The following is a 14,462-nucleotide window of genomic DNA, read 5'->3' on the forward strand; positions in this document are numbered from 1 at the left end:
TATGATATGAAATTAGATTCAGATTATATAATTAAAATAGAAGAAGATAGACAAAATAAGATTCAAAAAAAAAATAGAAGAAGGGTACTCATAGTTACTTTTTTAGTTTCTTCTTTTATCATGCAAAAATATTTGTTTGCTGTAAACCCTGCGGATACAAGTCTTCTTGCTTCAATTGAAGCAAAAGCAACCGCAATTGTTACTTATGCAAAAAATATGCTTGATCTATATAACAAACAAATAGAAGCCGTAAATAATGTATTCAGAGCTGCGGATAAAACAAAACAATTCATGGAAATGATGATTTCTCCTGAAAAAAATATTTTTTACAAACAAGCAAAACAGCTCTCAGGATATATAAAAACATTTACACATAATAATGATGATCCATTTAAAATTAGACTTAAGAAATTTGATTTAGAAGCTCAAATACTTGTACAAAAATATGAAGAACTTTCTTATCAATATGACGTAACAGAAAGAGCTTGGAAAAGAGCAGCAAAACCTTTGCTAGATAAAGATAAAATGAAGGAAATTAATAGAAATCCATCAAATAGTGCTTATATTTATGCAGCTAATCAAAATGTAAAAGATATGTACTATAGAACAAAAGGAATGGCTTATGAGCAGGAAATCCAAGAAATTGAAAATCAAATACTTTTAGATCGAATGACAGACAAATTTCCGATTGATAAATCGCCAGAAGAAGTTTTTTACGAATCAACAAAACATATGTCTATTAAAATTCAATTAGATCAATTAAAAATGATGAAAGAAATTCACTCAACTTTGGTTGCTATGTTGCAAGTTCAATCAGGAAATTCAGTTCCAAATACCTCTTTTCCAAAACTTTCAGATTTCAAAAAGGCATATGAAAGAGCTTCCACTGGTTTGCCTTTGGATGACGATAAAAAGCCAAATGCTTCTTCTGTCTCATCAAATAATGGGAGATAAAATAAATGATTCTAGATGATATGTTTGAAACATCAACCTATCTTTGTTTGATAGGAGTAGCGCTTTATATTTCATATAAATATTTATATGGATTTTATAAAAGAGATGCCTTTATTGATATTATTAAATATTTTGGTGCTTTTACAGTTGGATATTTAATCTTAAAGTCATTAATAAATATAAATCATACCATCTCTATTGAACAAGATACTGTGCAAGTGCAAGAGGGGATTTATCGAGTTGGTGCTTGGATTTTTCATATCGAATCTATTGCAAAAGCAGCAGAAAGTCTAACTCATGTGATTTCTAATTCCGCTGTAGGCTCTGCTACAGCCAGCGCTTCCATTTTACTTTCTGCAATGATGTTCCATTCTCGAATGCTCATGGGAGGATGGAGAAGTCACAACGAAGTTGTGGAAGCTTTTTTTATTTCGCTTGTTACGTTTTTTTGTCTTTCCTATTTTGATGTTTTTTTTAATACAATGACATCTTTATTAGATGAGTTTTCAAACATATTTTTTGGCGATGATCTCTACGCAAGATATGCGGAAACAATGGCGCCAATGAACATGTTATTAGTACAATGCAAAACAACAATATTAGAAGCTAGCGTTTGGGATTTTACAAAACTTATTTCATCGGTTGTTGCTGGTTTTTATATTATTATTTTATTTATATTTTCTTGCGTAAATTTTATCTTATTTTCGATTCAATATTTGTGTTTAATGGGAATTCCTTTAGTTACCATCATTTTTACATTTATGTCGGGAATAGATCCATTTAGACCTATTAGAATAACTGGGGCAGTTGTATTACTTACGTTTTTATCAAAATTACAGATTTTTTTCCTTGCATCCATGTCAAGATGGACAATCCATGATTATTCAGGATCAATAACAGAAATGAACAATGATATTGTTGATGGTGCTGGCTTTGTTGGAGATAATTTTTTTCTGCTATTAAAACTCGTTGGTGGTTTAGCTTTTTTTATCTTAATAATTGCTTTAGTTTCCTGGAAAATGTTTGACTTTATTTTAAACGTTATTGGTGTAAATCAGTTCGCACAATTAAAAAGTGTTATGAGAAAAGGATAAATAAATATGCACTTGGATCATTTAGCTTATTTAGTTCAAAAAAGAATGTGGTTATTTTTTATTCCCTATGTCTTTATTTCACCAATATTTTATTATTATTTATTTAAAGCTCCTTCTACTCCTCCCGAAAAAATTATGCCGATTGCTTTTGTGGATGCAAATGGAAACACTAGAAAGTTATATTGTGGAAAGGATGATGCAAACGATATTAATATGCTTGCTCTTTCTGAGAAAACAGGGAAAGAAATGTTGAACGTATTATTTTCTTTTCCTGCAAATAAAAAAGAAACAGCGGCACGAATTGCAACCTACTCTAAATATTTTTCTCAAGAAAGAGATTCATCTATTCAGAATTTTTTAAAGTCGCAAGCTGAAAAAACTTTATCCCTTGCAGATTCAGGAGCGAGTGCAACTTTTAATATAACCTATATTTCAGGTGGCTATGATCCTAAAAATAAAAACTATGTTGTGGTTTCTGATTTAACTCAAAAATTGGTTCGAAATGGAATAGAAACAACAAAGAAATTCTCGGTAGATATTTATTTAAAAATGACAGCAAAAGATAGAAAAGAAAGTGAAGGTATTATTTTAGAAATCACATCTGTTAAATTAAGGAACATTAAAAATGAAAGTTAATATCGTTAATTTAAATCTAATTAAATATTTTATAATTTTAGTTACAACTTCCTTTTTCATTACTCAACAATCTTTTTCAGAATCACCAGAGGAAATAGAAGGAGTTCTTATTCCTAATAAAGGTTTTAATTCCGTTATTCCTTTTGCAACAATGTATCTATCCAAAAAACAACCTCCAGTTATTAAAATAACAGTTGCGCAACCTACTTTGTTATTATTCCCTTTCCAGGTTTCAAATTGTTGGGGGAATAATAATGCTCTTTCAATTTCTGATGCAAATATTGTCAAAGATTCAACTGGGAAACCAACTAATTTTTCACAAGTCATTTTAAATGTAAAAGGTGAAGCAATAACAGATGGAAGCGCACCTGATCAAACAGCAATGATCTGTAAAAGTGTTGATAATAATGCATATCCTCTTGGTGTCGAATTTGTTGAAGATAACCCATATTCAATCGTAAAGTTTCTCAAAAAACAAGAAAATTATGCTCTTTCACTAGATCAATTTGGATTTGAAAAAGGGTTTTCTGATAAAGATAATAGTTCTTATTTCAAAAAAGATAAGAAGAATAAAAATCAGAAAGAAGAAAAACCTGAAGCAATACAAAATAAAATAATTGAAAAAAAGATGGAAATAAATGAAGTTAGCCCAAGTTTTGTTAATAAGAATTTAGATAAAAAAAATATTCCATCTTCTTTTAAAGAGAAGAATTCTGAATCAATAAAATCTAGTTTAGAAAAAATGGGAATTTATTCAGATAATAAAATCCAAAACGATAATGTTACAAAAAGTGATAAAGAAAATAAAATGGAGTCCTTACTAAAAGCTGCGGGTATCATTGCTGAAAATAAAGGGAAGACAAATGAATAAAAGAGTAAAAAATTATTTAATTTATGGTGGAGTTGGGCTTCTTGCTTTTGTGATAATTAAATCTCTTTCATCTTCAAAAAAAAGCTCTGATGTTTTAAATAAAGAACTAGATGGGCTGTCTTTCACTGAGCATTTAAGAGCAAATTCACATGACGTAAATAAAAATACAGAACAACCTACGATGTCTGATACCGTAGTTGAAAGTAAAAATATAGATAAAGAAAAAAATCCAAAATTAGATAGTTGGTCAATGACCAAGCTTGTAGCATCAGGTAAAGTACCAGAAGAAATTGCAAGTAATATTACAGCAGTAAATGACAATGCTTTATTTGATGCAAATAAACCACCAACAGTTAAACATGCTGATATTAAAACATTCAGAAATTCAGACTCACAACAGCAAGAAAAAATTTATGAACAACCTAAAGCATCTGAATTACCCAAAACAAAATTTGCTCGTCAGTCTAAATTAAGCGGTCCAGTGACAACCCTTACAGGCATGGCGCAAACTACAGATAGAGGAGCCATGTTTAAAGCAGGAACTCGTGTGCTTGCTATTTTACCTGATAAGTTAACTATTACTTCAGGAGAATCTGTTTATACAAGTCTAACCGCTCTTGGTTCTGCGGATCAAAAAGTTCCAAACAATTTAACTTTTGTGGGAAAAGCAAAATTAAATAAATCCGAAAGACGAGTTGAAATTGCAATAGAAAATTGTGTGAACACAAAAGATTCGTCTCCACCAATGCCTTGCGTGGCTGTTGTGAAGGACATTTTAGGAGATAATGGACTTACTGGGAAAATTTACGATCCTTCGAACTGGCAACTTATTATAGCTTCTGTTGGGGCTTATATTAATACCTCTGTACTTTCTCAGCTAACAACTTCAGCAACACAGAATGGTCAAACAGTCGATCAAACTACATCAAATCAAATCAGACAAAGTATTGCTGGAACGGTTACGGCTGTTGCAAATCGTCTGATATCAAATTTGGATAAATCAGGCACGGAAATTGTTCTTGCGCAAGGAGCAATTGTTCAAATATTTTTCACTGAAACAACTCAAACATGGAATGATCAAAATAACACATGATAAAAAAATATATTATTATATTTATGATTGCGTTTCATTTTCATTTTAAAATTCAAGCGAAAATTGTTTTAACATCTCCAGCAGCAGGAGCATTAATTAAAGATTTTAATGGTGCTGATGTGCAAGGAATTTTAATTGATACAAGGCAAAGTAAACAAGTTTATTCTGCGATGGACGGAAAAGTTATCTATGCTGGTGAATTTTCTAAAATCCAACAAAATATGATCGTTATTCAATCAGAAACATATAAAATATATACAATTTATCGCAATGTAAATCATTTTAAAATTAAGGAGGGAATGATTGTTAAATCTGGACACAACTTAGGCACTTCAAATAAGTATTTATTATTTGAAGTGAGAACGTTTGATGGCAAGGCTCAAGATCCTAATGATTATTTAACTATAAATAGTCACCATCAAAAGAAAAAAAAGATAAAAACGGATTTCTATCCAAAATTTGTGGATTTTATGAAGCGCAATGGTTTTTTTCATCACGAAATTCCGACAATGTTTTGTATTGCTTCCTGGGAATCTTCGTTCAATCGGAATGCGGTAAATATTAATAAAAATCGGACACAAGATACAGGTTTATTTCAAATCAATGATATTTGGTTAAAAAAATGCGACATGTCCAGAAAAGATTTATTTGATGCAACAAATAACGCTAGATGTGCAAAAGTTGTTTTAAGAAATCAAGGTTTTCGTGCATGGGTTACATATAATAAATATTCAAGATTTTGTAGTATCTAAAATATTTTCAATTTTAAATAACAAAAAAATATTTAAAAATAAAAGAATTATATTATATTAATTTGTTAAAATTATGTATATTTAATAACATTATAATAGTAAAATATTTGACAAAAAAATTAAAATTAAATTTGAAAAGTATTTTATTTCAATATATTATTTAATTGAAAAATAAGGAGATTTTATGAATAGAGATAAAGCTAAAATGTCTTCAGAGAATCTAATCCGCTTTGACAAACCAATGAGCTTATATGAAAAAATATCGGATAGGCCATGTAAAAAATGCAAAGAAAAGTTTTTTATTAAAAATGTATTTAGTAAATTTTGTCAGCCTTGTCTTGTTAAAGAAAAAAAAGAGAAATTAGATGCTATAAATATAAATAAACAAGTTTCTCTTAAAACTTGTTTAAAATGTAAAAAAAGATTTATGATGGGAAAAATATTTTCAAATTTTTGTGAAACTTGTGATATTCAATGCGCTAATCAAAAACCTGTTATAATTAAAAAAAAATCATTTAGTACTATGAATGAATATAAAAATAAAGCAAATACGGGCGTGAGATGGGGGTGTGAATTTGTATATTGTAAAAACAAAGGCAATGAATTTAATCCTGTTTTACTTATGGGTGGTCAATTTTATATCATTGAAAAAAATGGACAGCTTAATTGTTTAGGAAATCGCATACCATCTGGATATTATACTATCAAAAAATATGATTACAAAGACAAAATTTCAGATCCTCAAAAGTTAGCTCTTGAAAATATTCTTAACAGATTTTAATTTCATCAAAAATTAAATAAAAGGAGGTTTTATAGGAAATAAAGATATAATATTTTTGTGCAAATTTTTTAAAATTTTAAATTAATGAGGTTATTTATGCAAAATACAGCACAGTCTGGGATTGAATTAAGCAATAAGAATAAAAAGAATTTTAGTGAGTTATTTTCATTTTTTATGTCAGGGATAGCTTCTTCATTTTTTTCCACTATCAGAATGATAAACTATTATTTGATTATTACAGGTACTGTAACTCATATTGTTATTTATTTGATTCAGAAATTCCATTTCAGCAACGAAATTATTATTGATTTCTCAAAAATTGGTCCTAATCAAGTAACTTTTTTACTCATCAATTTTTTCATGATTTTTATTACAAAAGTTTATGATAAGGTTTTTGGATAATTTAGTTAAATTAAATATGTTTATAAAATTAAAATAAATAAAGGGTTAAAGATGACTACTTCAAATTTTTTTGATTCATGTGTTTCTTTGATAGAAAAAGAATTATTATTAGAGTCTTCGAATGAAAAGGAAAAAATTATAGATAAATTTATAAATAACAGCGATTTTCAAAAAGAAGTTTTAAAAAAATGTAACCTACCTTATCAGCCGAATACGATGACACATGCGGTATTAGCTTCCTTTATTTGTAAATATGCTTCTCATTGATTTTTGTTAATAAAGTTTTTATTAAAAATACCACATCTTTCTTATGAACACATTTTTTAGATTAAAATGTGTTTAAAAACTATCAATAATGGAAAAAAAAATGAATACAAATTTAGAAAAATCGAATAATAAACTTAAAATAATTTTTGATGTAATAGATAGACTACAAAATGATTTTGAAGAATTTATAAGGCCAATATTTCATATATCATTAGAAATATTAGAAGTTTTATTATATATATTTATAGGAGTTTCTTCTCTGTGTATTTTTTATATAGTAGTAAATCATTATAATAACCCAAATTTCTTGCCAAAATTAGATATTATTGCATTGATAAATTCAATGCCAAAACTATTATTATGTTTTTTCATTTCATTACTACTTACTAAATATCTAAGAAAACGTTTTTAAATATTGCTATAAATAATAATAAAAAACTCCTTTGATATTTATTAAAGGAGTTTTTTATATTTAAGGTTCTTTTCATGCCTATTCTTAACATGAGGATAAAAAATGGATATTTTTATTTCAATACTTTTGTTTACTATAGTAACTTATATTTTTTATGAAATTTATAAAAGTAAAAAAAATGATTTAAAACCAAAAGAGAGTGATAAAGAAAATTTAAAAACTGATGATTCTATTAGTATCAATAGATTCAATAATAATCAAATAGAAAAAAGAGAAGTATCTAAAAGTCCGAGTACAGATATAAACAAAAATATATCAGATAATATTGTAAATATTTCTTTAAAGAAAGAAAAAAAAGATTTTAACCCTTATCATCATCGAAAAAAAATTGAAGAAGCAAATACAAACATAAAGCACTTAAGGAAAATGTTCTTTGAAGATGGGAAAAGCCCTGCTTATATTATGTATCAGTTAAAAAAAATTGAGGGATTAATATTTGAAGAAATGGTTCTTTCATGTCTTAGTGAAGCTGGTTTTAGGGTTTGGCGAAGCCCATCTCATACAAATGATGGTGGATTAGACGGCATGGTATTTATTAATGATGTTAAAGTATTATTGCAATCAAAATGTTGGAAAGGTTATATTAATAATCAAAATGTGGAAGAGTTTTCAAATCTTATTTTAAAAAAAAGCGCTCAGTTTGGATATTTTATTCATACTGGTAAAACTGGTCCTATGAGTTATTCTAAACTTAATAATAATGCATATTTTATATCTGGCGAAAAAGTTCTTCATTTAATCCTTCAACCTAAAAAAAGCGATTTTAATGGAAAAACTTTTTTAGTGCCTCAATTAAAAGAACTTCTTTTAAGCAAAAATCATTAATAATCTATTTTTTAATTAAGGGTCATTAATTATGTGATAGCTTCAATTAAATTCAGCTATTATGTCTAATACGCTTGACATTATCGGAACTTAAGAACATTATATTTTTTCTTGATAGGTAAATGTAAAAACAAAACAGAGTATATATTTTAATTCTCTGTAGAAAATAATTTATTATGAAAGGATTTCACATGAAATTATTCTCCCTAATTTTAGGAATTTCTTTAACTCCATTTATGGCAATGGCTTCAAATAAGACACCTAAAATAGTTTGGAGCGTACAAATTATAGATTTAGAAACAGGGAAAGAAAATAAATTAGATATAGATACTAAAGCAGGAAAATTTGATAAGCAATTAGGAAAAGATGGATTTGTTTGTAATTATACCGCTCCTATAAATCAAAATTCCAGTAAAGCAATTGCAATGAAGAGAATAATATCATGCTCTAAAGAAGGTGATAAATACACACATTCATCAGCTTCGATTTGTGCTGCCGTTAATGGTGTTACCCCTGCAAATTCAGCAGCAAATATAATTATTTCAGATGAAAAAGAATCAAAAGGTTTCTCGCTTTCTATGGTTTGTCATTTAGAAAATGAATAACATTTTTTATTTTATATTAAAAATTTCTTTATTTTATAAATAATTATTATGAATTTTTTGATAAAATTTATAAATAAACTCTCCTTTTCTTTATTACTTTTTATGTTTTTATTTTTTTCTCCAGAAACAAAAATAGCTTCTAGTTTATCTATATCTTTAAAGGTTATATTATACACATTAATATTTATATCCTTTTTTCTAATAACCATTTCTTTAAAGTCCTTTTCAAAATAAAAAAGTTAAGAAAATAATTGCTTCTTTTTTCATAGAACAAAAGAAGTGAACGGATTCCCAAAATTTACCGTTCTAGATTTAGGATAATTAGTTTCAAATAAGCCGTTTAAATTTTTGCTGTAGTTTTTTTTCAATATTAGGGTTTTAGGGGGTATAAATTTAAAGTTATTGTTGAGAAATAAGGATATTGAAAAAATAAAAATAATGCGCCATTCGCTGTTAATAATAAGATAAGCTTTTTATATTTTGATGGTTATGGACTATTTTTGGATGCTAGTTTTGAGATTACGGATTCACACAAATTTTTAAAAAATGGGGTCAGCTAAAAAATAAAAAAATTTTTTTATCTATCTTCAATTTGGTCTAAAGTTCAAATTCTTTGATACTACAACATTGGGTTTATAAAAATTTTAGGTGTAATGAGTCTAAGGCCAATTTGTATTAAAAAATCACTAGGAATGGCCTTAAAATGATTTTATAAAGAAATATTACTCTAAGTTGAATAACTTTTAATTGCGTTCGAAGGTATCAAATTTGAAACTTAAGACATGCTAAGTTGCATCTAAAAATGTCTTAAGCATAAGAATTCGAAGGTTTTATAAAATACAAATTTATTGGTTATGTAGTTAATTATCTTCTGGTATTCCTATATGTATTTTCTAAATACAAATGGAAACTCTTAAAAATATTTTAGTTTTTTATAATTTTGATATTATATTTGACCAATATTTCCAATTATGATAAGTGAAACTCTTATGAGTTTCAGATACAACTTCAATAAAAATATCTTATTTCTTCAAGATTCATTTTTAAAATTAACGGTTAATTGCAAAACTCCAGTCATCATTTGATGCAAATGCATTAATATAATCTAATTCATTTCTAAAAACTAACCATTCTTTCATTCTTTTTACAGAACGAAGTCCAGTTTTAAAAAGGATATCATCTTCTTGAGCTTGATTTATCAAACAATATTCAAAACCAGTTCTTAAAAACCCGATGGGTAAGTCTGTTCTGCTGATAGAAACATCAACATATTTGAATTCTAGAGGATCTGGAAGGACTTCAAGCATTTCATTAGGAAAATAAACTCTAATCACATCTTTTTTGGATGCAATTAAATCACTATGCTTATCAAATCGTTTGAAAAAATAAGTAAAGAAATCTATTCGATTCATTTGATTTAGCTTGAAATCCTGTTGTAAATCTATTTTATCAAATATTTTTTTATAGCCAAGTTCTTTCAATTTAGTAATAATATCTTTAGATGACTTTTCTGCTGTTTCATAAATATTCTTTAATTCAGATTCTTTATCAAATATATCATTCGATTTAAAAATTCGAGTTGAATGTAAATGAAAAGCCAAATACAGAGCGATTTCTTCTCTATTAATAAAACAATCATTCAAGATGTAAGATTCAATTAAACTTGACGTATATTGATCATAATAATCTCGAGATGTATAATCCTTTATAACAGAGCTTATAAGTGAAACAAATTTGCAATCTTTATCTTTAAAAATCTTCTCTTTTAAAGTTTCTAACATTTATCCTCCCATTAAATCCAATAATATAAAAATTAAATATGTTCTGAATAATATGATTGTCAATTACTTATTAACAATTTATTTTAAGATTTAAATAATTTTCAGAAATAAGCTTTAAAAATTAAATTAAATTTATTTTTCTTTAACTTGAAATAAGGCAACTATTTTTAGCTTATTTAAAGAGATTAGTTTAAGGGGTCTTGTAATTTTTTACAAGAGAAGCTTAATGTCAGTTAAATTTAAAACAAATTTAATTAATTTGTATGAGAAATTTTATACTCTTCGAGTTCTTCCTTTGATAGAGGTTTCCATTCATTTGGATAGCGTGTACAGAGTAAATTCATGATTTCATCAACATTATCTTCTCCATTTTTAAGACACTTAAGAAGTCTTTTTTCTAAAACTAAAAGCTCTTTTTCATATTCAATTGAATCAGTATTATTGCTCATATTATCTCCCTTATTTTACTTGTTTTTAAATTAGTAATTTATGGTACAATGGTTAAAGTCCAATTATCTTTAAGAGCTGTATTATAATCAGTATTGTCGTTAAAGTCTAATAATTCTCTCATTCGTTTCGTTGAACGTAAACCTATAGTATAATGTTTTTCACTATTTTTATTCATTAAATAATAGTCAAACCCTATCCTTAAAAAACCTATTGGTAAATTAAAACGATTAATAGCGAGATCAACATAAGAAAATTCTTTAGGATTTGGGTAAACAACACAATTCTCATTTGGTAAGTAAACTCTAATAACATCTCTTTTTGATTCTATTAACTCATTGTAATTTTCAAATCTTTTAAAAAAGGCAGATATAAAATCTATTCGATTTAGTCTATTGATTTTAAATTCATCCTGTAAATTAATTTTATCGAATATTTTATCAAATCTTTGTTCTTTTGCTTTAATAATAATTTCTTTAGAAGCTTTTTCTGCTGTTTCATAAATCTTGTTTAATTCTGTTTCGTTCCCTAGAGATTTAAAAGTTCTAGTTACGTGTAAATGAAATGCCAGATATAAAGCAATTTCTTCTCTTTCAATAAAAGTATTATTTTCATAATACGACTCAATTAATGCAGAAGTGTATTCATCATAATAATCATGGAGAGTGTATTTACCAACTACTGAGCTTACCAAAGTAATAAATTGATTTTCTTTATTCCTAAATAATTTTTCTTTTAAGTTTTCTAGCATTTAGTCTCCTAAAATTTATTAAATTTTCTAAACACTAATTAATATTTATCAAACTTATAAATTGTCAATAGCATTATTCATAAATTAACAAGAGCTTACCTAAAAGTGGTCTAATAATATAATTAAATCATATTAAGTTTGAATTGAAAAAATGATTAAGTGAATTAATGACTAGGGTCTAACCATTTGGTAAAATGAAAGATAAAAAGAATTGTTACTATTAAAACAAAGCTGGTTATTTAAATCTATATTGCAAAGTCCTGAGTTAAGAAGTATTTGAACGGGAACAATATAAGTATTATTTAAATTATTTAAATTGATATTTGAGACACCTCCCTGCGATTGGAAAAAAATATCATTAAATTTATCCATGTATTTATTTAGTACTAAATCAGTAAAAACAGAGTAATTAATATTTCTCATATAAAATCCTTCCAAAAAATTATTGCAATAGCCTAAAAAAGTAGGCTAAGGCATTTTGATTTGAATAAAATATAATTTCAATCCTCGTTTTTTAAAATTGAAAAAATATATGAAAATACATTCATAGTATTAAAAATATTACAAAATAATATTGGGTCTTGTGAGCTTGGGTGTGAAAGTGGATAAAATACGTCACAAATTTTCACTCGTACTAAAATCTAAACGAGTTCAAGACCCCTATACAGATCTGATGTGCTTCAAGAAAAAGAATCTTTTATCTTTAAAAAGGTTTTTAAAAGTCTCTTTATATGCACAAGCAAACCTTTTTTTTCACTTTTTGAATTTAAATTAAAATCACCATTTATGTATAAGATGATATTAATATTATTAAGATTACTTATACTGAGTTTTTTCTCTTCATTATTGTTCTTCATTTCAATAGATTCCTTTCTATTATTTATAATCAAATCTTAGAACTCATTTCTAAGAAAAAGACTTACAAAAAAATTTAAAATCAGCGGTCTGTCTAAAATAGACAGACTATAAAAAACGTACTTTTTTTTTAGAATGGGATTTATTAAATTTTAAAACCAATATTTATTTTATAATATTATTAATATGTTAAATGATTTCTTAAAATTTGATTTGATTTTTACTTATTGGAGGCTTTGATTGCGGTATTCAGAATTGAATATTTTTATTAAAATACTTGATTAATTTTTAAGCATATATAGTTTCGTATTGCCTTGAACTCCAAGTCAAAAACTCCTAAAACCTCTCTAAAAATGCCTTTTATTTGATTCTATAATTATATCTATGATTTTAGTTATTTAAGCTAAGTGGTGAGCCTTTCAAGTCTAGATCCTTACCAAGTGGTTTAAATAATTTCTTTGAGAATATTTTCACAATTTGATATATCCAAAACTTCTATAGCTCTTGTACTAGCTACATAAAAGAGGTTTTGCTCTTCTTCTATCTTAAAACTAAAATCACTGCCAATCCTAACTTGTTCCCATTGTAAACCTTTGCTCTTGTGGGCGGAACAGAGAATAACATTAGCATCTTTTTCATTGGCCAAATATTTTTTAATCTCATCAATCCGTTGAGGCAATTGCTCTTGGAACTTTAGAACCACTTTAACTAAGATGTTATTTTCACGATTTCCTTTTGCAATAGCAACAAAATCATTCCAGCTTTTGTATGTTTTAAACTCACAATTGATAGGCAGTAAATCTTTTTTATTTGCAAACAATAAATAAGCCTGTTTACAGCGATTAAATAACTCAGCTTCAGTTCCCATCAGATAAATTTTCTTATTTTGACTAGCGTAAAATATAGCTTGCATGACTAATTCCGCATTAGTTCTGCAAAGGTGAGTAAATTTTTTTGTCTCATCAATACTTCCTAATTTAGATTGGATTTTATCAAATCCAAGTAGTTCCCTTTTCTCCCCTTTCTTCTTTAAAATAATATTTGCAAATTTAGCTATATTAACTCCAAAACGAAAACTTTGCGTTAGAGACAATTCAGGAATCTTAAGAGATTCCATAGCGTTTACTGCACCTCTCCAAGAATAAATTTTCTGGTGTGTATCGCCGACAAATATTTTTCTGCAATTTTGCATACGAACAATATCTAAAATTACTGCATTAGCATCCTGCGCTTCATCAAAAAATATCGCATCAACATCAATTTTTGGGTCCGCTAAGTGCCACATTTTTAAATATGTATCGTGATCCATTGGAAATTCTTTTTCACAATCTGTTTCATATTGCCAATATTTTTTAGCCATTTTATATACAAATGTTGCTATTCTTGATTGTTCTGTAGGTACTCCTGTTAACTCAATTATGGATTCTAAATCAATGTGAGATTCATGAAAATCAAACGAACTTGATATCTTAAAATTCGCAAGAGTCTTTTTAATAATAGGCAAAACAGAATAAGGATTACAAAAATCCTGTTGATCAACTTTTAATATTTTTACTATTTCAGATGTTTTTAATTTTAAATTAAGTTTATTTTTGTAGTTTGAATTATCAATTTGCATAGCTCTTCTTGCTAAAGCATGGTAAGTTGTACAATAAACATTTCTCGTGAAACTCTCCTCTGCTTCTTTTTTAATGTCTTTATTAAAGGCAAGATAAAGAAAACTCAATTTATTAAATTCTTTTGCAAGCATTCTTAAGGTCGAGGTTTTTCCTGCTCCTGCAAAAGCAGAGATTTTAAAATCATCTTGGGAGTTTTTCGTAAATTCAAGGACTTTTACTTGCTCTAATGTAGCTTGCATAATTATTCCTTATCTCAA

Annotated in this window: 17 protein-coding genes; 12 read left to right on the forward strand and 5 right to left on the reverse strand. The window is 27.0% G+C overall.

Translation table 11 applies throughout. The features are described 5' to 3' along the window. Positions 1-6: 6 nt before the first annotated feature. The 12 genes from GCL60_RS10125 (at position 7) to GCL60_RS10180 (ending at position 8,752) form a co-directional block, all read left to right on the forward strand. Positions 7-954, forward strand: coding sequence for a hypothetical protein (locus GCL60_RS10125; RefSeq protein ID WP_153420540.1), 948 nt, complete (start codon positions 7-9; stop codon positions 952-954). A gap of 5 nt (positions 955-959) precedes the next feature. Beyond that, positions 960-2,048 (forward strand): hypothetical protein, encoded by a 1,089-nt coding sequence (locus GCL60_RS10130; protein ID WP_153420541.1) that lies wholly within the window; start codon positions 960-962, stop codon positions 2,046-2,048. A 6-nt stretch (positions 2,049-2,054) separates the two neighbouring features. Further along, complete coding sequence (locus GCL60_RS10135) at positions 2,055-2,684, forward strand: hypothetical protein (protein WP_153420542.1); 630 nt, start codon at positions 2,055-2,057, stop codon at positions 2,682-2,684. Then, positions 2,674-3,555: a hypothetical protein gene (locus GCL60_RS10140; RefSeq protein ID WP_153420543.1), complete on the forward strand. Its 882-nt coding sequence runs from the start codon at positions 2,674-2,676 to the stop codon at positions 3,553-3,555. Before GCL60_RS10135 ends, GCL60_RS10140 begins: the two co-directional genes overlap by 11 nt. Continuing rightward, positions 3,548-4,648, forward strand: coding sequence for a hypothetical protein (locus GCL60_RS10145; RefSeq protein WP_153420544.1), 1,101 nt, complete (start codon positions 3,548-3,550; stop codon positions 4,646-4,648). Before GCL60_RS10140 ends, GCL60_RS10145 begins: the two co-directional genes overlap by 8 nt. Then, positions 4,645-5,400: a M23 family metallopeptidase gene (locus tag GCL60_RS10150; RefSeq protein ID WP_153420545.1), complete on the forward strand. Its 756-nt coding sequence runs from the start codon at positions 4,645-4,647 to the stop codon at positions 5,398-5,400. Before GCL60_RS10145 ends, GCL60_RS10150 begins: the two co-directional genes overlap by 4 nt. Before the next feature lie 184 nt (positions 5,401-5,584). Beyond that, a complete protein-coding gene (locus GCL60_RS10155) occupies positions 5,585-6,181 on the forward strand; it encodes a hypothetical protein (protein ID WP_153420546.1) in 597 nt (198 codons plus the stop codon). 96 nt (positions 6,182-6,277) lie between these two features. Next, positions 6,278-6,583: a hypothetical protein gene (locus GCL60_RS10160; protein ID WP_153420547.1), complete on the forward strand. Its 306-nt coding sequence runs from the start codon at positions 6,278-6,280 to the stop codon at positions 6,581-6,583. A gap of 51 nt (positions 6,584-6,634) precedes the next feature. Beyond that, positions 6,635-6,850 carry a hypothetical protein gene (locus tag GCL60_RS10165; protein ID WP_153420548.1) on the forward strand — a complete coding sequence of 72 codons (216 nt, stop codon included), beginning with the start codon at positions 6,635-6,637 and terminating at the stop codon, positions 6,848-6,850. Positions 6,851-6,950: 100 nt separating this feature from the next. Continuing rightward, the gene (locus GCL60_RS10170; RefSeq protein WP_153420549.1) at positions 6,951-7,262 is read left to right on the forward strand and encodes a hypothetical protein; all 312 of its coding nucleotides are present in this window, start codon (positions 6,951-6,953) and stop codon (positions 7,260-7,262) included. Between the two features lie 102 nt (positions 7,263-7,364). After that, entirely contained in the window at positions 7,365-8,147 is a 783-nt protein-coding gene (locus tag GCL60_RS10175) for a restriction endonuclease (protein WP_153420550.1), read from the forward strand. A 191-nt stretch (positions 8,148-8,338) separates the two neighbouring features. Further along, positions 8,339-8,752, forward strand: coding sequence for a hypothetical protein (locus GCL60_RS10180; protein ID WP_153420551.1), 414 nt, complete (start codon positions 8,339-8,341; stop codon positions 8,750-8,752). A 1,049-nt stretch (positions 8,753-9,801) separates the two neighbouring features. Here the strand turns inward: GCL60_RS10180 and GCL60_RS10185 are convergent. From GCL60_RS10185 to GCL60_RS10205, 5 genes are all read right to left on the reverse strand, one after another. After that, positions 9,802-10,533, reverse strand: coding sequence for a BTB/POZ domain-containing protein (locus GCL60_RS10185; protein WP_153420552.1), 732 nt, complete (start codon positions 10,531-10,533; stop codon positions 9,802-9,804). Between the two features lie 254 nt (positions 10,534-10,787). Further along, positions 10,788-10,982, reverse strand: a complete 195-nt coding sequence (locus tag GCL60_RS10190) for a hypothetical protein (RefSeq protein WP_153420553.1) — start codon at positions 10,980-10,982, stop codon at positions 10,788-10,790. Positions 10,983-11,020: 38 nt separating this feature from the next. Beyond that, the gene (locus tag GCL60_RS10195; protein WP_153420554.1) at positions 11,021-11,731 is read right to left on the reverse strand and encodes a hypothetical protein; all 711 of its coding nucleotides are present in this window, start codon (positions 11,729-11,731) and stop codon (positions 11,021-11,023) included. Positions 11,732-11,902: 171 nt separating this feature from the next. After that, positions 11,903-12,154, reverse strand: coding sequence for a hypothetical protein (locus tag GCL60_RS10200; RefSeq protein ID WP_153420555.1), 252 nt, complete (start codon positions 12,152-12,154; stop codon positions 11,903-11,905). Positions 12,155-13,031: 877 nt separating this feature from the next. After that, positions 13,032-14,444: a UvrD-helicase domain-containing protein gene (locus GCL60_RS10205; protein WP_153420556.1), complete on the reverse strand. Its 1,413-nt coding sequence runs from the start codon at positions 14,442-14,444 to the stop codon at positions 13,032-13,034. Positions 14,445-14,462 lie beyond the last annotated feature (18 nt).

Source organism: Silvanigrella paludirubra (genome assembly GCF_009208775.1).
GTDB lineage: Bacteria > Bdellovibrionota_B > Oligoflexia > Silvanigrellales > Silvanigrellaceae > Silvanigrella > Silvanigrella paludirubra.

Coding starts and splice junctions, on each gene's coding strand:
- GCL60_RS10125 (WP_153420540.1), top strand. CDS start 7: ATGAAATTAGATTCAGATTATATAATTAAAATAGAAGAAGATAGACAA.
- GCL60_RS10130 (WP_153420541.1), top strand. CDS start 960: ATGATTCTAGATGATATGTTTGAAACATCAACCTATCTTTGTTTGATA.
- GCL60_RS10135 (WP_153420542.1), top strand. CDS start 2,055: ATGCACTTGGATCATTTAGCTTATTTAGTTCAAAAAAGAATGTGGTTA.
- GCL60_RS10140 (WP_153420543.1), top strand. CDS start 2,674: ATGAAAGTTAATATCGTTAATTTAAATCTAATTAAATATTTTATAATT.
- GCL60_RS10145 (WP_153420544.1), top strand. CDS start 3,548: ATGAATAAAAGAGTAAAAAATTATTTAATTTATGGTGGAGTTGGGCTT.
- GCL60_RS10150 (WP_153420545.1), top strand. CDS start 4,645: ATGATAAAAAAATATATTATTATATTTATGATTGCGTTTCATTTTCAT.
- GCL60_RS10155 (WP_153420546.1), top strand. CDS start 5,585: ATGAATAGAGATAAAGCTAAAATGTCTTCAGAGAATCTAATCCGCTTT.
- GCL60_RS10160 (WP_153420547.1), top strand. CDS start 6,278: ATGCAAAATACAGCACAGTCTGGGATTGAATTAAGCAATAAGAATAAA.
- GCL60_RS10165 (WP_153420548.1), top strand. CDS start 6,635: ATGACTACTTCAAATTTTTTTGATTCATGTGTTTCTTTGATAGAAAAA.
- GCL60_RS10170 (WP_153420549.1), top strand. CDS start 6,951: ATGAATACAAATTTAGAAAAATCGAATAATAAACTTAAAATAATTTTT.
- GCL60_RS10175 (WP_153420550.1), top strand. CDS start 7,365: ATGGATATTTTTATTTCAATACTTTTGTTTACTATAGTAACTTATATT.
- GCL60_RS10180 (WP_153420551.1), top strand. CDS start 8,339: ATGAAATTATTCTCCCTAATTTTAGGAATTTCTTTAACTCCATTTATG.
- GCL60_RS10185 (WP_153420552.1), bottom strand. CDS start 10,533: ATGTTAGAAACTTTAAAAGAGAAGATTTTTAAAGATAAAGATTGCAAA.
- GCL60_RS10190 (WP_153420553.1), bottom strand. CDS start 10,982: ATGAGCAATAATACTGATTCAATTGAATATGAAAAAGAGCTTTTAGTT.
- GCL60_RS10195 (WP_153420554.1), bottom strand. CDS start 11,731: ATGCTAGAAAACTTAAAAGAAAAATTATTTAGGAATAAAGAAAATCAA.
- GCL60_RS10200 (WP_153420555.1), bottom strand. CDS start 12,154: ATGAGAAATATTAATTACTCTGTTTTTACTGATTTAGTACTAAATAAA.
- GCL60_RS10205 (WP_153420556.1), bottom strand. CDS start 14,444: ATGCAAGCTACATTAGAGCAAGTAAAAGTCCTTGAATTTACGAAAAAC.